Here is a 22,416-nt window from a genome sequence, read left to right on the forward strand (position 1 = left end):
TATTCTTTATTGCTATTACAAATAGTAGGTAATCTTATGGTCACGTAATATACAGGGATAACGTGACCATGTTGCTTAAGGAACTTTCTGGCTTTGCTACTCCGTTGAGTGATAAACAAGCCAATCAACTAAAACAGGCCGCCGCCGAATTATCGCCACAGCAGTTGGCTTGGGTTAGTGGCTATTTCTATGGCATCAGCCAAAATCATTCTTTAGCTTCTGTTCCAGATACAGCTCCTGCTGTAGCGGCAGCCTCTCAGCTTTCGATCATCTTTGCTTCGCAAACAGGTAACGCCAAAGGTGTCGCTAAGCAATTGCATGCCAAAGTTGTAGAGGAGGGGTATCAAGCCAAACTTTACGATGCAGCAGATTACAAACTAAAGAATCTAAAAAATGAAACGCACGTAGTCATTGTCGCTTCTACCAACGGAGAGGGGGAAGTGCCAGACAATGCGATTGAGTTTTATGATTACCTAACTTCTAAGAAAGCGCCAAAGCTAGACAAATTACAATACGCAGTTGTGGGGCTGGGGGATTCTAGCTACGAATTCTTCTGCCAGACGGGAAAAGATTTTGATGCTGCGCTAAGTAAACTTGGAGCGACCGCCTTTCTAGATAGAATCGATTGTGATGTGGATTACGAGTCTCCCGTTGCTGCATGGCAATCACAAGCACTAAGTAAGGTTGCCGAGCTATTCAAAGAGAACTCTGCAGGAGCAGAAAATGCAGTGGTTCAATTGCCGGTGTCTGCAAGCCAATCTCAATACACTAAGCAAAATCCATTTACCGCTACTTTGTTAACCAATCAAAAAATTACGGGTCGTGACTCAACAAAAGATGTCAGACATATCGAAATTGATTTGGAAGAATCAGGCATTACATACCAACCTGGTGATGCGCTTGGTGTTTGGTACAAGAATGACCAGCAGCTGGTGGACTCCATCTTAGCCATCGTATCTATAGATAAAGATGAGCAAGTGGAAATTGATGGCGAAACACTCTCTATCAAGCAAGCTCTTGCAGAATACTTTGAAGTCACAGCATCTAATCCTCAATTTGTTTCTCAATATGCAGAGAAGTCGGGGAGTAAGAAACTCCTCAAGCTCATCGAAGATAAAAACAAGCTAAGAGAATACGCCGCTCGGACGCAAGTGGTGGATGTGTTAGCTGAGAAGAAAACAAAGCTAAGTGCGATAGAGCTAATAGCAATGCTTCGCCGCCTAACTCCTCGTCTATATTCCATCTCATCTTCGCAAGCTGAAGTGGATGAAGAGGTTCATCTAACTGTAGGTGTTGTCGAGTACGAAACAAATAAGGGCCAAAGAGTAGGTGGTGCTTCAGGTTTCTTATCTCACGCACTTGAAGAAGGTGAAGACGTTAAAGTGTTCATCGAACATAACAACAATTTCAAACTACCTACCGATGACAACACTCCAGTGATCATGATTGGTCCAGGAACAGGTATTGCTCCGTTTAGAAGCTTCTTACAAGAGCGTGATGCTAGAGAAGCCGAAGGCAAAAACTGGTTGTTGTTTGGTGACCGCACCTTTACTCAAGACTTTCTGTATCAACTTGAATTCCAGCGCTATCTCAAAGATGGCTTATTGAGTCGCTTAGATGTGGCTTTCAGTCGAGATGGAGCAAATAAAGTCTACGTCCAAGACAAACTTAAGCAGAATGCTAAGCAAGTTTGGCAGTGGCTACAAGACGGAGCCTATCTCTATATTTGTGGAGATGCTGATCGAATGGCCAAAGATGTACAGTCGACATTATTGGAAATTGCACAGCAAGAAGGTGGGCTAAACCCAGAAAGCGCAGAAGAGTGGTTAAAAGACCTCCGTAAACAGAAAAGATATCAAAGGGACGTGTACTAATGGAAAAGCAAGTTGTATTGGGTGAAGAGCTAGGCCCACTTTCTGACAATGAAAGACTTAAAAGAGAAAGTAACTTTTTGCGCGGTACCATTACCAACGACCTCGATAATGAGATTACGGGTGGATTTGATGCAGATAACTTTCAGCTGATTCGCTTTCATGGGATGTATCAACAAGATGATAGAGACTATAGAAACGAGCGAGCTAAGCAAAAATTGGAGCCTCTACATAATGTAATGCTACGAGCGCGTATGCCTGGGGGAGTAATTACCCCGAAGCAATGGTTAGCCATCGATGAGTTTGCGACCGAAAGCACTATGTACGGCAGTATTCGTCTTACTACTCGTCAAACGTTTCAATTTCATGGAGTGCTAAAGCCGAATATTAAGCTGATGCACCAAACGCTAAACGCTATTGGGATTGACTCAATCGCTACAGCAGGGGACGTGAACCGTAACGTCTTGTGTACTAGTAATCCAGTTGAAACTGAACTGCATCAACAAGCCTATGAATGGGCAACAAAGATCAGTGAGCACCTATTACCAAAAACTAGAGCCTATGCAGAGATATGGTTAGATGGAGAGAAGCTTGAATCTACAGATGAAGAGCCAATTTTAGGTAGCAACTATTTACCTCGTAAGTTTAAAACGACGGTAGTAGTACCGCCGGATAATGATGTTGATCTGCATGCTAACGACCTTAACTTTGTGGCGATTGCAAAAGACGGAAAATTAGTGGGCTTTAATGTCCTAGTTGGTGGTGGATTAGCCATGACACATGGCGATACGTCTACCTACCCAAGAAAGGCAGATGAATTTGGTTATATCCCTCTTGATAAGACGTTAGATGTTGCTGCTGCCGTAGTATCTACTCAGCGTGATTGGGGTAATCGCTCTAACAGAAAAAATGCTAAGACTAAATACACTCTAGACCGTGTCGGAATAGAGGTATTCAAACAAGAAGTCGAAAAACGTGCTGCGGTTAGTTTTGAGCCTGTACAGCCGTACCAGTTAACTCATCGCGGTGATAAGTTCGGTTGGCTAGAAGGTATTGACGGAAAGCATCATCTTACTCTGTTTATTGAAAATGGCAGGTTGCTTGATTACCCAGGTAAGCCCTTAAAAAGTGGAGTGGCTAGCATTGCCAAAATTCACAAAGGGGATTTGCGTATGACGGCAAATCAAAACCTGATAGTGGCCGGCGTAGATGCAAAAGACAAAGAGCAGATTGAAAAGATAGCCTTTGAAAGTGGGCTATTAGATCCTGCTACGTCCCAGCAACGAAAAGATTCCATGGCCTGTGTTGCATTTCCTACTTGCCCATTAGCAATGGCAGAAGCAGAGCGATTCCTTCCTCAGTTCGTTACTGATGTTGAAGGGATACTGGAAAAACACGGACTAAGTAAATATGAAAGCATTATCTTGCGAGTAACCGGGTGCCCTAATGGTTGTGGACGAGCGATGTTGGCCGAAATTGGTTTAGTAGGCAAAGCTCCGGATAGATACAACTTACACCTTGGTGGCAATAAAGCAGGTACTCGTGTTCCTAAGATGTATAAAGAGAACATCAGTTCGGCTCAAATATTACAAGAGATTGATTCGCTGGTGGCTCGTTGGTCGAATGAGCGTTTACCAGAAGAAGCATTCGGGGACTTTGTCATTAGAGATGGCATCGTAAAAGAAGTCTTAGTATCTAAGAGGGATTTTCATGCTTGAACTTACTCAAAAACCAAACCTGAAAGAGATAGTCAAACTCAATAAGGTAGAGCAGAGTCTAGAGTTAGCTAAACTCAATGCTGAGTTAGAGGACATGACAACCGAGCAAAGAATTGCTTGGGCATTGGAAAATCTGCAGCAAAACCTGGTGCTCTCGTCCAGTTTCGGTGCTCAAGCCGCGGTGATGCTACACCTAGTCACGAGACAGGCACCTAACATTCCGGTAATACTGACCGATACTGGCTACCTATTCAGTGAAACCTACCAGTTTATAGATGAGCTGACACTACTATTAGGGCTCAACCTAAAGATATACCGAAGTTCTTTGAGTCCTGCGTGGCAAGAGTCGCGCTTCGGTCAGTTATGGGAGAAGGGTGTAGAGGGTATTACTCAATATAATCAGCTGAATAAAGTGGAACCGATGCGCAGAGCATTGTCTGAGCTTAATGCAGGGACATGGTTTTCAGGACTAAGAAGAAGTCAGTCTGATTCTAGGCAGGGGCTACCGGTTCTATCTATTCAGCATGGTGTATTCAAGTTCCTTCCAATAGTAGATTGGAGCTCGGAGCAAATAGATAGCTATATAGAAGAGCATGCCTTGCCTCAGCATCCACTTAAAGAGCAGGGCTATCTTTCAATTGGTGATATTCATACCACCACTAAATTCGAACCAGGTATGAAAGAGCAAGACACACGATTCTTTGGTCTTAAAAGAGAATGTGGCTTACACGAAGATAATGTAGAGCAAGACGGCTCAGGAATTTGATTTTTTAGTAATTCCTTCCTCTATTACTATCTATAAAGAAAAAGAAACCGCGTGAGCGGTTTCTTTTTTTATTATCTGCTGAATGCAAAATCTTCCAATTTAGAATAAGTCTGTGGATAACCTGTACCTAACTAGGGGGTAAAATTAGATAAATAAGCCTTTCACTCAAAAAACGAGCGAAAAGCCTTTTTTCTTAAATTTATTGAAAAAAAGCCTTGCCAATGTGACGAGCATCTCTATAATGCGCCTCACTGACACGGCAGAGCGCACAACGCTTCGCAGTAGTTCAGTAGGCTAACTAGCCGAATCATTTGAGTTTAAGTTCGATTCGAAAATAAATTCAAAAAAGTGTTTGACACTGAGATTCAAATCGCTAGAATGGCCGTCCACTTGAGAGGTAAGCCTCGAAAGTAAGCTCTTTAACAATTTAAACCTATCAATCTGTGTGGGCACTCGTTGATGATAATCGAAAAGATTTATCAATGAACTGAGTGACCAATACAATGATTTTTAATCATTGGCACAGTCAATTCATTATCGTTCTGTTGGAACGATAATAGCTTTAAAATTACTTCTTACTTTCGAGTAAGGAACAGTTTTGAAGTCAGTATTCATTGAGCCGGTCGCAAGACCAAAAAAACTTTAATTGAAGAGTTTGATCATGGCTCAGATTGAACGCTGGCGGCAGGCCTAACACATGCAAGTCGAGCGGAAACGACAACATTGACTCTTCGGATGATTTGTTGGGCGTCGAGCGGCGGACGGGTGAGTAATGCCTGGGAAATTGCCCTGATGTGGGGGATAACCATTGGAAACGATGGCTAATACCGCATAATGTCTACGGACCAAAGAGGGGGACCTTCGGGCCTCTCGCTTCAGGATATGCCCAGGTGGGATTAGCTAGTTGGTGAGGTAATGGCTCACCAAGGCGACGATCCCTAGCTGGTCTGAGAGGATGATCAGCCACACTGGAACTGAGACACGGTCCAGACTCCTACGGGAGGCAGCAGTGGGGAATATTGCACAATGGGCGCAAGCCTGATGCAGCCATGCCGCGTGTATGAAGAAGGCCTTCGGGTTGTAAAGTACTTTCAGTCGTGAGGAAGGCGTTGAAGTTAATAGCTTCATCGTTTGACGTTAGCGACAGAAGAAGCACCGGCTAACTCCGTGCCAGCAGCCGCGGTAATACGGAGGGTGCGAGCGTTAATCGGAATTACTGGGCGTAAAGCGCATGCAGGTGGTTTGTTAAGTCAGATGTGAAAGCCCGGGGCTCAACCTCGGAACCGCATTTGAAACTGGCAGGCTAGAGTACTGTAGAGGGGGGTAGAATTTCAGGTGTAGCGGTGAAATGCGTAGAGATCTGAAGGAATACCAGTGGCGAAGGCGGCCCCCTGGACAGATACTGACACTCAGATGCGAAAGCGTGGGGAGCAAACAGGATTAGATACCCTGGTAGTCCACGCCGTAAACGATGTCTACTTGGAGGTTGTGGCCTTGAGCCGTGGCTTTCGGAGCTAACGCGTTAAGTAGACCGCCTGGGGAGTACGGTCGCAAGATTAAAACTCAAATGAATTGACGGGGGCCCGCACAAGCGGTGGAGCATGTGGTTTAATTCGATGCAACGCGAAGAACCTTACCTACTCTTGACATCCAGAGAACTCGCTAGAGATAGCTTGGTGCCTTCGGGAACTCTGAGACAGGTGCTGCATGGCTGTCGTCAGCTCGTGTTGTGAAATGTTGGGTTAAGTCCCGCAACGAGCGCAACCCTTATCCTTGTTTGCCAGCACGTAATGGTGGGAACTCCAGGGAGACTGCCGGTGATAAACCGGAGGAAGGTGGGGACGACGTCAAGTCATCATGGCCCTTACGAGTAGGGCTACACACGTGCTACAATGGCGCATACAGAGGGCAGCCAACCAGCGATGGTGAGCGAATCCCAAAAAGTGCGTCGTAGTCCGGATTGGAGTCTGCAACTCGACTCCATGAAGTCGGAATCGCTAGTAATCGTGAATCAGAATGTCACGGTGAATACGTTCCCGGGCCTTGTACACACCGCCCGTCACACCATGGGAGTGGGCTGCAAAAGAAGTGGGTAGTTTAACCTTCGGGAGGACGCTCACCACTTTGTGGTTCATGACTGGGGTGAAGTCGTAACAAGGTAGCCCTAGGGGAACCTGGGGCTGGATCACCTCCTTATACGATGATTACTCACGATGAGTGTCCACACAGATTGATGGTTTAATTTAGTTAAAGTAACAGAGCTTTAATTAATGACTTCGGTTATTGATTAAAGCTTTTTGCTTTATGCTCTTTAACAATTTGGAAAGCTGACGATAAATAATGTGATTTCATTATTTATCAAATTTAAAAGTTCTCAAATCCTAATGATTTATCATTAGGTACCAACACACATTCAAGTGTTCTTGGGAATGTATCCTTGCCAGGATGCATTCAAATTTGAGTCCGGCAAAATCGAATGTTATCTCGCTCATAATAAAGAGATAACGCACCTTGGAAACGTCATACTGCAGCGTAGCAACTGCATTGCGTAAGCAAGACCCTTTGGGGTTGTATGGTTAAGTGACTAAGCGTACACGGTGGATGCCTTGGCAGTCAGAGGCGATGAAAGACGTAATAACTTGCGATAAGCCCAGATTAGGTAGTAATAACCATTTGAGTCTGGGATTTCTGAATGGGGAAACCCACGTGCATAAGCACGTATCGTTATGTGAATACATAGCATAACGAGGCAAACCCGGGGAACTGAAACATCTAAGTACCCGGAGGAAGAGAAATCAACCGAGATTCCGAAAGTAGCGGCGAGCGAAATTGGATTAGCCCTTAAGCTTTTAATGCGTCAGGTGAAGAGTCTGGAAAGTCTCGCAGTATAGGGTGATAGCCCCGTAACCGACAACGCATTTTAAGTGAAAACGAGTAAGGCGGGACACGTGATATCCTGTTTGAACATGGGGGGACCATCCTCCAAGGCTAAATACTACTGACTGACCGATAGTGAACCAGTACCGTGAGGGAAAGGCGAAAAGAACCCCTGTGAGGGGAGTGAAATAGAACCTGAAACCGTGTACGTACAAGCAGTAGGAGCGCCTCGAAGCGTGACTGCGTACCTTTTGTATAATGGGTCAGCGACTTATATTCAGTGGCAAGGTTAACCGTTTAGGGGAGCCGTAGGGAAACCGAGTCTTAACTGGGCGTTCAGTCTCTGGATATAGACCCGAAACCAGGTGATCTAGCCATGGGCAGGTTGAAGGTTGAGTAACATCAACTGGAGGACCGAACCGACTAATGTTGAAAAATTAGCGGATGACTTGTGGCTAGGGGTGAAAGGCCAATCAAACCTGGAGATAGCTGGTTCTCCCCGAAAGCTATTTAGGTAGCGCCTCGGACGAATACCAATGGGGGTAGAGCACTGTTAAGGCTAGGGGGTCATCCCGACTTACCAACCCTTTGCAAACTCCGAATACCATTGAGTACTATCCGGGAGACACACGGCGGGTGCTAACGTCCGTCGTGGAGAGGGAAACAACCCAGACCGCCAGCTAAGGTCCCAAAGTATAGCTAAGTGGGAAACGATGTGGGAAGGCTCAGACAGCCAGGATGTTGGCTTAGAAGCAGCCATCATTTAAAGAAAGCGTAATAGCTCACTGGTCGAGTCGGCCTGCGCGGAAGATGTAACGGGGCTAAGCTATACACCGAAGCTGCGGCTGCATACTTTGTATGCGGGGTAGGGGAGCGTTCTGTAAGCGGTTGAAGGTGGTCTGTAAGGGCTGCTGGACGTATCAGAAGTGCGAATGCTGACATGAGTAACGATAAAGGGGGTGAAAAACCCCCTCGCCGGAAGACCAAGGGTTCCTGTCCAACGTTAATCGGGGCAGGGTAAGTCGACCCCTAAGGCGAGGCCGAAAGGCGTAGTCGATGGGAAACGGGTTAATATTCCCGTACTTCTTATAATTGCGATGGGGGGACGGAGAAGGCTAGGTGGGCCTGGCGATGGTTGTCCAGGTTCAAGTATGTAGGCGGAAGGTTTAGGTAAATCCGGACTTTCTTAACGCTGAGATACGATGTCGAGCTGCTACGTGCAGTGAAGTCATTGATGCCATGCTTCCAGGAAAAGCCTCTAAGCTTCAGATTATAAGAAATCGTACCCCAAACCGACACAGGTGGTCGGGTAGAGAATACCAAGGCGCTTGAGAGAACTCGGGTGAAGGAACTAGGCAAAATGGTACCGTAACTTCGGGAGAAGGTACGCTCTTGGCGGTGAAGTCCCTTGCGGATGGAGCTACTAGGAGTCGCAGATACCAGGTGGCTGCAACTGTTTATTAAAAACACAGCACTGTGCAAAATCGTAAGATGACGTATACGGTGTGACGCCTGCCCGGTGCCGGAAGGTTAATTGATGGGGTTAGACTTCGGTCGAAGCTCTTGATCGAAGCCCCGGTAAACGGCGGCCGTAACTATAACGGTCCTAAGGTAGCGAAATTCCTTGTCGGGTAAGTTCCGACCTGCACGAATGGCGTAATGATGGCCACGCTGTCTCCACCCGAGACTCAGTGAAATTGAAATCGCTGTGAAGATGCAGTGTACCCGCGGCTAGACGGAAAGACCCCGTGAACCTTTACTACAGCTTGGCACTGAACATTGAGCCTACATGTGTAGGATAGGTGGGAGGCTTTGAAGACGGTACGCCAGTATCGTTGGAGCCATCCTTGAAATACCACCCTTGTATGTTTGATGTTCTAACTTAGCCCCCTTATCGGGGGTGAGGACAGTGCCTGGTGGGTAGTTTGACTGGGGCGGTCTCCTCCCAAAGAGTAACGGAGGAGCACGAAGGTGGGCTAAACACGGTTGGACATCGTGTGGTTAGTGCAATGGCATAAGCCCGCTTGACTGCGAGAATGACAATTCGAGCAGGTGCGAAAGCAGGTCATAGTGATCCGGTGGTTCTGAATGGAAGGGCCATCGCTCAACGGATAAAAGGTACTCCGGGGATAACAGGCTGATACCGCCCAAGAGTTCATATCGACGGCGGTGTTTGGCACCTCGATGTCGGCTCATCACATCCTGGGGCTGAAGTCGGTCCCAAGGGTATGGCTGTTCGCCATTTAAAGTGGTACGCGAGCTGGGTTTAGAACGTCGTGAGACAGTTCGGTCCCTATCTGCCGTGGGCGTTGGAAGATTGAAGGGGGCTGCTCCTAGTACGAGAGGACCGGAGTGGACGAACCTCTGGTGTTCGGGTTGTCATGCCAATGGCATTGCCCGGTAGCTAAGTTCGGAATCGATAACCGCTGAAAGCATCTAAGCGGGAAGCGAGCCCTGAGATGAGTCTTCCCTGGCACTTTAAGTGTCCTAAAGGGTTGTTCGAGACTAGAACGTTGATAGGCAGGGTGTGTAAGTGCTGCGAGGCATTGAGCTAACCTGTACTAATTGCCCGTGAGGCTTAACCATACAACACCCAAGGGGTTTTGTGGACTCGAAGTAAGAACTTTGAATGTGTATATGACTTTTAAATAACAGTTTTCCGAATTTTAAAATTTGCTTGGCGACCATAGCATTGTGGACCCACCTGATTCCATGCCGAACTCAGAAGTGAAACATAATAGCGCCGATGGTAGTGTGGGGCTTCCCCATGTGAGAGTAGGACATCGCCAGGCTTTAATTTTGATTGAACTCAAATTGAGTTCAGTCACCATAAGATTTTAAGAAATTTCTTAGAGTTTTATGTTGACTTTCAAAGTAGAGAGCGTATTATACGCACCTCGCTTAAGTGCTAAGGCACTGAAAGCAAAGCTCTTTAACAATTTAAACCTATCAATCTGTGTGGGCACTCGTTGATGATAATCGAAAAGATTTATCAATGAACTGAGTGACCAATACAATGATTTTTAATCATTGGCACAGTCAATTCATTATCGTTCTGTTGGAACGATAATAGCTTTAAAATTACTTCTTACTTTCGAGTAAGGAACAGTTTTGAAGTCAGTATTCATTGAGCCGGTCGCAAGACCAAAAAACTTTAATTGAAGAGTTTGATCATGGCTCAGATTGAACGCTGGCGGCAGGCCTAACACATGCAAGTCGAGCGGAAACGACAACATTGACTCTTCGGATGATTTGTTGGGCGTCGAGCGGCGGACGGGTGAGTAATGCCTGGGAAATTGCCCTGATGTGGGGGATAACCATTGGAAACGATGGCTAATACCGCATAATGTCTACGGACCAAAGGGGGGGACCTTCGGGCCTCTCGCTTCAGGATATGCCCAGGTGGGATTAGCTAGTTGGTGAGGTAATGGCTCACCAAGGCGACGATCCCTAGCTGGTCTGAGAGGATGATCAGCCACACTGGAACTGAGACACGGTCCAGACTCCTACGGGAGGCAGCAGTGGGGAATATTGCACAATGGGCGCAAGCCTGATGCAGCCATGCCGCGTGTATGAAGAAGGCCTTCGGGTTGTAAAGTACTTTCAGTCGTGAGGAAGGCGTTGAAGTTAATAGCTTCATCGTTTGACGTTAGCGACAGAAGAAGCACCGGCTAACTCCGTGCCAGCAGCCGCGGTAATACGGAGGGTGCGAGCGTTAATCGGAATTACTGGGCGTAAAGCGCATGCAGGTGGTTTGTTAAGTCAGATGTGAAAGCCCGGGGCTCAACCTCGGAACCGCATTTGAAACTGGCAGGCTAGAGTACTGTAGAGGGGGGTAGAATTTCAGGTGTAGCGGTGAAATGCGTAGAGATCTGAAGGAATACCAGTGGCGAAGGCGGCCCCCTGGACAGATACTGACACTCAGATGCGAAAGCGTGGGGAGCAAACAGGATTAGATACCCTGGTAGTCCACGCCGTAAACGATGTCTACTTGGAGGTTGTGGCCTTGAGCCGTGGCTTTCGGAGCTAACGCGTTAAGTAGACCGCCTGGGGAGTACGGTCGCAAGATTAAAACTCAAATGAATTGACGGGGGCCCGCACAAGCGGTGGAGCATGTGGTTTAATTCGATGCAACGCGAAGAACCTTACCTACTCTTGACATCCAGAGAACTCGCTAGAGATAGCTTGGTGCCTTCGGGAACTCTGAGACAGGTGCTGCATGGCTGTCGTCAGCTCGTGTTGTGAAATGTTGGGTTAAGTCCCGCAACGAGCGCAACCCTTATCCTTGTTTGCCAGCACGTAATGGTGGGAACTCCAGGGAGACTGCCGGTGATAAACCGGAGGAAGGTGGGGACGACGTCAAGTCATCATGGCCCTTACGAGTAGGGCTACACACGTGCTACAATGGCGCATACAGAGGGCAGCCAACCAGCGATGGTGAGCGAATCCCAAAAAGTGCGTCGTAGTCCGGATTGGAGTCTGCAACTCGACTCCATGAAGTCGGAATCGCTAGTAATCGTGAATCAGAATGTCACGGTGAATACGTTCCCGGGCCTTGTACACACCGCCCGTCACACCATGGGAGTGGGCTGCAAAAGAAGTGGGTAGTTTAACCTTCGGGAGGACGCTCACCACTTTGTGGTTCATGACTGGGGTGAAGTCGTAACAAGGTAGCCCTAGGGGAACCTGGGGCTGGATCACCTCCTTATACGATGATTACTCACGATGAGTGTCCACACAGATTGATATGGTTTAGAAAGTAAAGAGAAAGATAACTCTTAATGAGATTATTTATGCAAAGCAGTTTTTCTTAGTTCAAGGAAGGCCAGCGATGAAGGAAGGAGCATACATTAGTATGTGACTGAGTGAAGAGTCGCAGTCCTGACGTGGAAATAAGAGAAAGTGCAAAGCAGAAATGGGTCTGTAGCTCAGCTGGTTAGAGCGCTCGCCTGATAAGCGGGAGGTCGGTGGTTCAAGTCCACTCAGACCCACCAATCTTTCTGATAGCGGCGTCAACAAGCGCGTTGCATACTGATGTATGCGGCCTACTCGTTTCCTTGCTCTCAAAAAGATAACTCATTTAGATTATCACCAAGATGGGGCTATAGCTCAGCTGGGAGAGCGCCTGCCTTGCACGCAGGAGGTCTGCGGTTCGATCCCGCATAGCTCCACCATCTTTAAGCGTATTTGCTTAAGTACTCTTAAAAATGGTTTCGAAAGCTATTTATTAGCAAAGAATCATGCTCTTTAACAATTTGGAAAGCTGACGATAAATAATGTGATTTCATTATTTATCAAATTTAAAAGTTCTCAAATCCTAATGATTTATCATTAGGTACCAACACACATTCAAGTGTTCTTGGGAATGTACTCTTGCCAGAGTGCATTCAAATTTGAGTCCGGCAAAATCGAATGCTATCTCGCTCATAATAAAGAGATAGCGCACCTTGGAAACGTCATACTGCAGCGTAGCAACTGCATTGCGTTAAGCAAGACCCTTTGGGGTTGTATGGTTAAGTGACTAAGCGTACACGGTGGATGCCTTGGCAGTCAGAGGCGATGAAAGACGTAATAACTTGCGATAAGCCCAGATTAGGTAGTAATAACCATTTGAGTCTGGGATTTCTGAATGGGGAAACCCACGTGCATAAGTACGTATCGTTATGTGAATATATAGCATAACGAGGCAAACCCGGGGAACTGAAACATCTAAGTACCCGGAGGAAGAGAAATCAACCGAGATTCCGAAAGTAGCGGCGAGCGAAATTGGATTAGCCCTTAAGCTTTTAATGCGTCAGGTGAAGAGTCTGGAAAGTCTCGCAGTATAGGGTGATAGCCCCGTAACCGACAACGCATTTTGAGTGAAAACGAGTAAGGCGGGACACGTGATATCCTGTTTGAACATGGGGGGACCATCCTCCAAGGCTAAATACTACTGACTGACCGATAGTGAACCAGTACCGTGAGGGAAAGGCGAAAAGAACCCCTGTGAGGGGAGTGAAATAGAACCTGAAACCGTGTACGTACAAGCAGTAGGAGCGCCTCGAAGCGTGACTGCGTACCTTTTGTATAATGGGTCAGCGACTTATATTCAGTGGCAAGGTTAACCGTTTAGGGGAGCCGTAGGGAAACCGAGTCTTAACTGGGCGTTCAGTCTCTGGATATAGACCCGAAACCAGGTGATCTAGCCATGGGCAGGTTGAAGGTTGAGTAACATCAACTGGAGGACCGAACCGACTAATGTTGAAAAATTAGCGGATGACTTGTGGCTAGGGGTGAAAGGCCAATCAAACCTGGAGATAGCTGGTTCTCCCCGAAAGCTATTTAGGTAGCGCCTCGGACGAATACCAATGGGGGTAGAGCACTGTTAAGGCTAGGGGGTCATCCCGACTTACCAACCCTTTGCAAACTCCGAATACCATTGAGTACTATCCGGGAGACACACGGCGGGTGCTAACGTCCGTCGTGGAGAGGGAAACAACCCAGACCGCCAGCTAAGGTCCCAAAGTATAGCTAAGTGGGAAACGATGTGGGAAGGCTCAGACAGCCAGGATGTTGGCTTAGAAGCAGCCATCATTTAAAGAAAGCGTAATAGCTCACTGGTCGAGTCGGCCTGCGCGGAAGATGTAACGGGGCTAAGCTATACACCGAAGCTGCGGCTGCATACTTTGTATGCGGGGTAGGGGAGCGTTCTGTAAGCGGTTGAAGGTGGTCTGTAAGGGCTGCTGGACGTATCAGAAGTGCGAATGCTGACATGAGTAACGATAAAGGGGGTGAAAAACCCCCTCGCCGGAAGACCAAGGGTTCCTGTCCAACGTTAATCGGGGCAGGGTAAGTCGACCCCTAAGGCGAGGCCGAAAGGCGTAGTCGATGGGAAACGGGTTAATATTCCCGTACTTCTTATAATTGCGATGGGGGGACGGAGAAGGCTAGGTGGGCCTGGCGATGGTTGTCCAGGTTCAAGTATGTAGGCGGAAGGTTTAGGTAAATCCGGACTTTCTTAACGCTGAGATACGATGTCGAGCTGCTACGTGCAGTGAAGTCATTGATGCCATGCTTCCAGGAAAAGCCTCTAAGCTTCAGATTATAAGAAATCGTACCCCAAACCGACACAGGTGGTCGGGTAGAGAATACCAAGGCGCTTGAGAGAACTCGGGTGAAGGAACTAGGCAAAATGGTACCGTAACTTCGGGAGAAGGTACGCTCTTGGCGGTGAAGTCCCTTGCGGATGGAGCTACTAGGAGTCGCAGATACCAGGTGGCTGCAACTGTTTATTAAAAACACAGCACTGTGCAAAATCGTAAGATGACGTATACGGTGTGACGCCTGCCCGGTGCCGGAAGGTTAATTGATGGGGTTAGACTTCGGTCGAAGCTCTTGATCGAAGCCCCGGTAAACGGCGGCCGTAACTATAACGGTCCTAAGGTAGCGAAATTCCTTGTCGGGTAAGTTCCGACCTGCACGAATGGCGTAATGATGGCCACGCTGTCTCCACCCGAGACTCAGTGAAATTGAAATCGCTGTGAAGATGCAGTGTACCCGCGGCTAGACGGAAAGACCCCGTGAACCTTTACTACAGCTTGGCACTGAACATTGAGCCTACATGTGTAGGATAGGTGGGAGGCTTTGAAGACGGTACGCCAGTATCGTTGGAGCCATCCTTGAAATACCACCCTTGTATGTTTGATGTTCTAACTTAGCCCCCTTATCGGGGGTGAGGACAGTGCCTGGTGGGTAGTTTGACTGGGGCGGTCTCCTCCCAAAGAGTAACGGAGGAGCACGAAGGTGGGCTAAACACGGTTGGACATCGTGTGGTTAGTGCAATGGCATAAGCCCGCTTGACTGCGAGAATGACAATTCGAGCAGGTGCGAAAGCAGGTCATAGTGATCCGGTGGTTCTGAATGGAAGGGCCATCGCTCAACGGATAAAAGGTACTCCGGGGATAACAGGCTGATACCGCCCAAGAGTTCATATCGACGGCGGTGTTTGGCACCTCGATGTCGGCTCATCACATCCTGGGGCTGAAGTCGGTCCCAAGGGTATGGCTGTTCGCCATTTAAAGTGGTACGCGAGCTGGGTTTAGAACGTCGTGAGACAGTTCGGTCCCTATCTGCCGTGGGCGTTGGAAGATTGAAGGGGGCTGCTCCTAGTACGAGAGGACCGGAGTGGACGAACCTCTGGTGTTCGGGTTGTCATGCCAATGGCATTGCCCGGTAGCTAAGTTCGGAATCGATAACCGCTGAAAGCATCTAAGCGGGAAGCGAGCCCTGAGATGAGTCTTCCCTGGCACTTTAAGTGTCCTAAAGGGTTGTTCGAGACTAGAACGTTGATAGGCAGGGTGTGTAAGTGCTGCGAGGCATTGAGCTAACCTGTACTAATTGCCCGTGAGGCTTAACCATACAACACCCAAGGGGTTTTGTGGACTCGAAGTAAGAACTTTGAATGTGTATATGACTTTTAAATAACAGTTTTCCGAATTTTAAAATTTGCTTGGCGACCATAGCATTGTGGACCCACCTGATTCCATGCCGAACTCAGAAGTGAAACATAATAGCGCCGATGGTAGTGTGGGGCTTCCCCATGTGAGAGTAGGACATCGCCAGGCTTTAATTTTGATTGAACTCAAATTGAGTTCAGTCACCATAAGATTTTAAGAAATTTCTTAGAGTTTTATGTTGACTTTCAAAGTAGAGAGCGTATTATACGCACCTCGCTTAAGTGCTAAGGCACTGAAAGCAAAGCTCTTTAACAATTTAAACCTATCAATCTGTGTGGGCACTCGTTGATGATAATCGAAAAGATTTATCAATGAACTGAGTGACCAATACAATGATTTTTAATCATTGGCACAGTCAATTCATTATCGTTCTGTTGGAACGATAATAGCTTTAAAATTACTTCTTACTTTCGAGTAAGGAACAGTTTTGAAGTCAGTATTCATTGAGCCGGTCGCAAGACCAAAAAAACTTTAATTGAAGAGTTTGATCATGGCTCAGATTGAACGCTGGCGGCAGGCCTAACACATGCAAGTCGAGCGGAAACGACAACATTGACCCTTCGGGTGATTTGTTGGGCGTCGAGCGGCGGACGGGTGAGTAATGCCTGGGAAATTGCCCTGATGTGGGGGATAACCATTGGAAACGATGGCTAATACCGCATAACGTCTACGGACCAAAGAGGGGGACCTTCGGGCCTCTCGCTTCAGGATATGCCCAGGTGGGATTAGCTAGTTGGTGAGGTAATGGCTCACCAAGGCGACGATCCCTAGCTGGTCTGAGAGGATGATCAGCCACACTGGAACTGAGACACGGTCCAGACTCCTACGGGAGGCAGCAGTGGGGAATATTGCACAATGGGCGCAAGCCTGATGCAGCCATGCCGCGTGTATGAAGAAGGCCTTCGGGTTGTAAAGTACTTTCAGTCGTGAGGAAGGCGTTGAAGTTAATAGCTTCATCGTTTGACGTTAGCGACAGAAGAAGCACCGGCTAACTCCGTGCCAGCAGCCGCGGTAATACGGAGGGTGCGAGCGTTAATCGGAATTACTGGGCGTAAAGCGCATGCAGGTGGTTTGTTAAGTCAGATGTGAAAGCCCGGGGCTCAACCTCGGAACCGCATTTGAAACTGGCAGGCTAGAGTACTGTAGAGGGGGGTAGAATTTCAGGTGTAGCGGTGAAATGCGTAGAGATCTGAAGGAATACCAGTGGCGAAGGCGGCCCCCTGGACAGATACTGACACTCAGATGCGAAAGCGTGGGGAGCAAACAGGATTAGATACCCTGGTAGTCCACGCCGTAAACGATGTCTACTTGGAGGTTGTGGCCTTGAGCCGTGGCTTTCGGAGCTAACGCGTTAAGTAGACCGCCTGGGGAGTACGGTCGCAAGATTAAAACTCAAATGAATTGACGGGGGCCCGCACAAGCGGTGGAGCATGTGGTTTAATTCGATGCAACGCGAAGAACCTTACCTACTCTTGACATCCAGAGAACTCGCTAGAGATAGCTTGGTGCCTTCGGGAACTCTGAGACAGGTGCTGCATGGCTGTCGTCAGCTCGTGTTGTGAAATGTTGGGTTAAGTCCCGCAACGAGCGCAACCCTTATCCTTGTTTGCCAGCACGTAATGGTGGGAACTCCAGGGAGACTGCCGGTGATAAACCGGAGGAAGGTGGGGACGACGTCAAGTCATCATGGCCCTTACGAGTAGGGCTACACACGTGCTACAATGGCGCATACAGAGGGCAGCCAACCAGCGATGGTGAGCGAATCCCAAAAAGTGCGTCGTAGTCCGGATTGGAGTCTGCAACTCGACTCCATGAAGTCGGAATCGCTAGTAATCGTGAATCAGAATGTCACGGTGAATACGTTCCCGGGCCTTGTACACACCGCCCGTCACACCATGGGAGTGGGCTGCAAAAGAAGTGGGTAGTTTAACCTTCGGGAGGACGCTCACCACTTTGTGGTTCATGACTGGGGTGAAGTCGTAACAAGGTAGCCCTAGGGGAACCTGGGGCTGGATCACCTCCTTATACGATGATTACTCACGATGAGTGTCCACACAGATTGATATGGTTTAGAAAGTAAAGAGATTTAGAAATGTCCCCCAAGACATTTCAACTTAGTGTCCCGTTCGTCTAGAGGCCTAGGACACCGCCCTTTCACGGCGGTAACAGGGGTTCGACTCCCCTACGGGATACCATTGGGTCGTTAGCTCAGCTGGTAGAGCAGTTGACTTTTAATCAATTGGTCGCAGGTTCGAATCCTGCACGACCCACCATTTCCTTTCCACAAAGGAAGTTGTTTGAATTCACTTTTTAAAGTGAACACAAACAACAAACAATGTGGGCGATTAGCTCAGTTGGGAGAGCACCTCCCTTACAAGGAGGGGGTCACTGGTTCGAGCCCGGTATCGCCCACCATCTTTAAGCGCTCTCTCGAGTGTGTTTAAAAATGGTTCATTTGTTTGAATCTCGCTCTTTAACAATTTGGAAAGCTGACGATAAATAATGTGATTTCATTATTTATCAAATTTAAAAGTTCTCAAATCCTAATGATTCTTTTTAAGTAAAGAGTGATTAGGTACCAACACACATTCAAGTGTTCTTGGGAATGTATCCTTGCCAGGATGCATTCAAATTTGAGTCCGGCAAAATCGAATGTTATCTCGCTCATAATAAAGAGATAGCGCACCTTGGAAACGTCATACTGCAGCGTAGCAACTGCATTGCGTTAAGCAAGACCCTTTGGGGTTGTATGGTTAAGTGACTAAGCGTACACGGTGGATGCCTTGGCAGTCAGAGGCGATGAAAGACGTAATAACTTGCGATAAGCCCAGATTAGGTAGTAATAACCATTTGAGTCTGGGATTTCTGAATGGGGAAACCCACGTGCATAAGTACGTATCGTTATGTGAATACATAGCATAACGAGGCAAACCCGGGGAACTGAAACATCTAAGTACCCGGAGGAAGAGAAATCAACCGAGATTCCGAAAGTAGCGGCGAGCGAAATTGGATTAGCCCTTAAGCTTTTAATGCGTCAGGTGAAGAGTCTGGAAAGTCTCGCAGTATAGGGTGATAGCCCCGTAACCGACAACGCATTTTGAGTGAAAACGAGTAAGGCGGGACACGTGATATCCTGTTTGAACATGGGGGGACCATCCTCCAAGGCTAAATACTACTGACTGACCGATAGTGAACCAGTACCGTGAGGGAAAGGCGAAAAGAACCCCTGTGAGGGGAGTGAAATAGAACCTGAAACCGTGTACGTACAAGCAGTAGGAGCGCCTCGAAGCGTGACTGCGTACCTTTTGTATAATGGGTCAGCGACTTATATTCAGTGGCAAGGTTAACCGTTTAGGGGAGCCGTAGGGAAACCGAGTCTTAACTGGGCGTTCAGTCTCTGGATATAGACCCGAAACCAGGTGATCTAGCCATGGGCAGGTTGAAGGTTGAGTAACATCAACTGGAGGACCGAACCGACTAATGTTGAAAAATTAGCGGATGACTTGTGGCTAGGGGTGAAAGGCCAATCAAACCTGGAGATAGCTGGTTCTCCCCGAAAGCTATTTAGGTAGCGCCTCGGACGAATACCAATGGGGGTAGAGCACTGTTAAGGCTAGGGGGTCATCCCGACTTACCAACCCTTTGCAAACTCCGAATACCATTGAGTACTATCCGGGAGACACACGGCGGGTGCTAACGTCCGTCGTGGAGAGGGAAACAACCCAGACCGCCAGCTAAGGTCCCAAAGTATAGCTAAGTGGGAAACGATGTGGGAAGGCTCAGACAGCCAGGATGTTGGCTTAGAAGCAGCCATCATTTAAAGAAAGCGTAATAGCTCACTGGTCGAGTCGGCCTGCGCGGAAGATGTAACGGGGCTAAGCTATACACCGAAGCTGCGGCTGCATACTTTGTATGCGGGGTAGGGGAGCGTTCTGTAAGCGGTTGAAGGTGGTCTGTAAGGGCTGCTGGACGTATCAGAAGTGCGAATGCTGACATGAGTAACGATAAAGGGGGTGAAAAACCCCCTCGCCGGAAGACCAAGGGTTCCTGTCCAACGTTAATCGGGGCAGGGTAAGTCGACCCCTAAGGCGAGGCCGAAAGGCGTAGTCGATGGGAAACGGGTTAATATTCCCGTACTTCTTATAATTGCGATGGGGGGACGGAGAAGGCTAGGTGGGCCTGGCGATGGTTGTCCAGGTTCAAGTATGTAGGCGGAAGGTTTAGGTAAATCCGGACTTTCTTAACGCTGAGATACGATGTCGAGCTGCTACGTGCAGTGAAGTCATTGATGCCATGCTTCCAGGAAAAGCCTCTAAGCTTCAGATTATAAGAAATCGTACCCCAAACCGACACAGGTGGTCGGGTAGAGAATACCAAGGCGCTTGAGAGAACTCGGGTGAAGGAACTAGGCAAAATGGTACCGTAACTTCGGGAGAAGGTACGCTCTTGGCGGTGAAGTCCCTTGCGGATGGAGCTACTAGGAGTCGCAGATACCAGGTGGCTGCAACTGTTTATTAAAAACACAGCACTGTGCAAAATCGTAAGATGACGTATACGGTGTGACGCCTGCCCGGTGCCGGAAGGTTAATTGATGGGGTTAGACTTCGGTCGAAGCTCTTGATCGAAGCCCCGGTAAACGGCGGCCGTAACTATAACGGTCCTAAGGTAGCGAAATTCCTTGTCGGGTAAGTTCCGACCTGCACGAATGGCGTAATGATGGCCACGCTGTCTCCACCCGAGACTCAGTGAAATTGAAATCGCTGTGAAGATGCAGTGTACCCGCGGCTAGACGGAAAGACCCCGTGAACCTTTACTACAGCTTGGCACTGAACATTGAGCCTACATGTGTAGGATAGGTGGGAGGCTTTGAAGACGGTACGCCAGTATCGTTGGAGCCATCCTTGAAATACCACCCTTGTATGTTTGATGTTCTAACTTAGCCCCCTTATCGGGGGTGAGGACAGTGCCTGGTGGGTAGTTTGACTGGGGCGGTCTCCTCCCAAAGAGTAACGGAGGAGCACGAAGGTGGGCTAAACACGGTTGGACATCGTGTGGTTAGTGCAATGGCATAAGCCCGCTTGACTGCGAGAATGACAATTCGAGCAGGTGCGAAAGCAGGTCATAGTGATCCGGTGGTTCTGAATGGAAGGGCCATCGCTCAACGGATAAAAGGTACTCCGGGGATAACAGGCTGATACCGCCCAAGAGTTCATATCGACGGCGGTGTTTGGCACCTCGATGTCGGCTCATCACATCCTGGGGCTGAAGTCGGTCCCAAGGGTATGGCTGTTCGCCATTTAAAGTGGTACGCGAGCTGGGTTTAGAACGTCGTGAGACAGTTCGGTCCCTATCTGCCGTGGGCGTTGGAAGATTGAAGGGGGCTGCTCCTAGTACGAGAGGACCGGAGTGGACGAACCTCTGGTGTTCGGGTTGTCATGCCAATGGCATTGCCCGGTAGCTAAGTTCGGAATCGATAACCGCTGAAAGCATCTAAGCGGGAAGCGAGCCCTGAGATGAGTCTTCCCTGGCACTTTAAGTGTCCTAAAGGGTTGTTCGAGACTAGAACGTTGATAGGCAGGGTGTGTAAGTGCTGCGAGGCATTGAGCTAACCTGTACTAATTGCCCGTGAGGCTTAACCATACAACACCCAAGGGGTTTTGTGGACTCGAAGTAAGAACTTTGAATGTGTATATGACTTTTAAATAACAGTTTTCCGAATTTTAAAATTTGCTTGGCGACCATAGCATTGTGGACCCACCTGATTCCATGCCGAACTCAGAAGTGAAACACAATAGCGCCGATGGTAGTGTGGGGCTTCCCCATGTGAGAGTAGGACATCGCCAGGCTTTAAATTACATCTAACTAAAGCAACGCGAGTAAGACTTTAGATAGATAACAAATTGGTGCGGAGTGGTAGTTCAGTTGGTTAGAATACCGGCCTGTCACGCCGGGGGTCGCGGGTTCGAGTCCCGTCCACTCCGCCACTAATAAGAAGCCCTAGTCGAAAGACTAGGGCTTTTTTCTTGCCTAAAGAAAATGTCATTTCTGTACCAACATAACTCCAACCTAATTTCTCTTACCTGCTTTTATGCCATATCAGTGATATTTTTATATTAAGGCCCACTACGACGATCTAAGTTAATGCAAAAGCTATTCATACTAATTGCATGCATGATTTCTATAGCGCTACTTAGTGCTCTTGGAAGCCTGTACGGGCTGCTGATATACAAAGATCGGGGTTATGATTGGCAGTGGCTAGGTTTTCCATTTCTAGATAGTGGCGTGCAGATAACACGAACCAAAGACACGCATCAGCTTCTACTTCGTAAGCTGTACCCTTTGCGCTCTATGGAAGTCTCTGCTTATACCACTATGGACAACAGTATGGTGTTGCAACTGACGGTTTTTACGTCGTGTGATAGCGATGTAGAAGCTAGATTGACACTCAATGATGATAAACAAACAACGATTAAGTTGCAGTGCGCAAGTTCCACAGAGCTTAGATACTTATCGACGGAACATACACTAGAGCAAGTGACTATCGAGCTCAATGGAAGAGTAACGACGATAGATTTCACGCCATGGAATATAGCTGAGTTGCAAAAAGATCAATTTAAACAACTACATCCAGAGTACTTCGAACGACTAGGCGAGGCATCCGAGTACCAATGGTCTCGTGATTAAAG

At 47.9% G+C, this 22,416-nt stretch carries 4 protein-coding genes, 6 tRNA genes and 9 rRNA genes; all 19 read left to right on the forward strand.

Translation table 11 applies throughout. The annotated features are described in order from the left end of the window. Positions 1-68 precede the first annotated feature (68 nt). A complete protein-coding gene (locus tag OCU46_RS01255; RefSeq protein ID WP_141273578.1) occupies positions 69-1,874 on the forward strand; it encodes an assimilatory sulfite reductase (NADPH) flavoprotein subunit in 1,806 nt (601 codons plus the stop codon). Further along, positions 1,874-3,589 carry an assimilatory sulfite reductase (NADPH) hemoprotein subunit gene (cysI, locus tag OCU46_RS01260; protein WP_141273580.1) on the forward strand — a complete coding sequence of 572 codons (1,716 nt, stop codon included), beginning with the start codon at positions 1,874-1,876 and terminating at the stop codon, positions 3,587-3,589. Before OCU46_RS01255 ends, cysI begins: the two co-directional genes overlap by 1 nt. Further along, positions 3,582-4,355, forward strand: a complete 774-nt coding sequence (locus tag OCU46_RS01265; protein ID WP_141273582.1) for a phosphoadenylyl-sulfate reductase — start codon at positions 3,582-3,584, stop codon at positions 4,353-4,355. Before cysI ends, OCU46_RS01265 begins: the two co-directional genes overlap by 8 nt. Before the next feature lie 643 nt (positions 4,356-4,998). After that, positions 4,999-6,551 (forward strand): 16S ribosomal RNA (locus OCU46_RS01270). A gap of 378 nt (positions 6,552-6,929) precedes the next feature. Beyond that, positions 6,930-9,818: ribosomal RNA gene (locus tag OCU46_RS01275) — 23S ribosomal RNA — on the forward strand. A 90-nt stretch (positions 9,819-9,908) separates the two neighbouring features. Continuing rightward, positions 9,909-10,024, forward strand: a 5S ribosomal RNA gene (rrf, locus tag OCU46_RS01280). Positions 10,025-10,387: 363 nt separating this feature from the next. Beyond that, positions 10,388-11,940: ribosomal RNA gene (locus OCU46_RS01285) — 16S ribosomal RNA — on the forward strand. Positions 11,941-12,149: 209 nt separating this feature from the next. Then, a tRNA-Ile gene (locus OCU46_RS01290) sits at positions 12,150-12,226 on the forward strand. Positions 12,227-12,330: 104 nt separating this feature from the next. Further along, a tRNA-Ala gene (locus tag OCU46_RS01295) sits at positions 12,331-12,406 on the forward strand. A 337-nt stretch (positions 12,407-12,743) separates the two neighbouring features. Further along, a 23S ribosomal RNA gene (locus OCU46_RS01300) occupies positions 12,744-15,632 on the forward strand. 90 nt (positions 15,633-15,722) lie between these two features. Continuing rightward, positions 15,723-15,838: ribosomal RNA gene (gene rrf, locus OCU46_RS01305) — 5S ribosomal RNA — on the forward strand. 364 nt (positions 15,839-16,202) lie between these two features. After that, positions 16,203-17,755 (forward strand): 16S ribosomal RNA (locus tag OCU46_RS01310). Positions 17,756-17,849: 94 nt separating this feature from the next. Next, positions 17,850-17,925 (forward strand) — tRNA-Glu (locus OCU46_RS01315). A gap of 2 nt (positions 17,926-17,927) precedes the next feature. Further along, a tRNA-Lys gene (locus OCU46_RS01320) sits at positions 17,928-18,003 on the forward strand. 66 nt (positions 18,004-18,069) lie between these two features. Beyond that, positions 18,070-18,145: transfer RNA gene (locus tag OCU46_RS01325), tRNA-Val, on the forward strand. Between the two features lie 336 nt (positions 18,146-18,481). Beyond that, a 23S ribosomal RNA gene (locus tag OCU46_RS01330) occupies positions 18,482-21,370 on the forward strand. Between the two features lie 90 nt (positions 21,371-21,460). Continuing rightward, a 5S ribosomal RNA gene (gene rrf, locus OCU46_RS01335) occupies positions 21,461-21,576 on the forward strand. Together the 16S, 23S and 5S rRNA genes with 6 tRNA genes alongside form the textbook arrangement of a ribosomal RNA operon. A gap of 61 nt (positions 21,577-21,637) precedes the next feature. Further along, positions 21,638-21,714 (forward strand) — tRNA-Asp (locus tag OCU46_RS01340). A gap of 157 nt (positions 21,715-21,871) precedes the next feature. After that, positions 21,872-22,414 carry a hypothetical protein gene (locus OCU46_RS01345; RefSeq protein ID WP_244311456.1) on the forward strand — a complete coding sequence of 181 codons (543 nt, stop codon included), beginning with the start codon at positions 21,872-21,874 and terminating at the stop codon, positions 22,412-22,414. Positions 22,415-22,416 lie beyond the last annotated feature (2 nt).

Source organism: Vibrio comitans (assembly GCA_024346835.1).
Classification (GTDB): Bacteria; Pseudomonadota; Gammaproteobacteria; order Enterobacterales; family Vibrionaceae; genus Vibrio; species Vibrio comitans.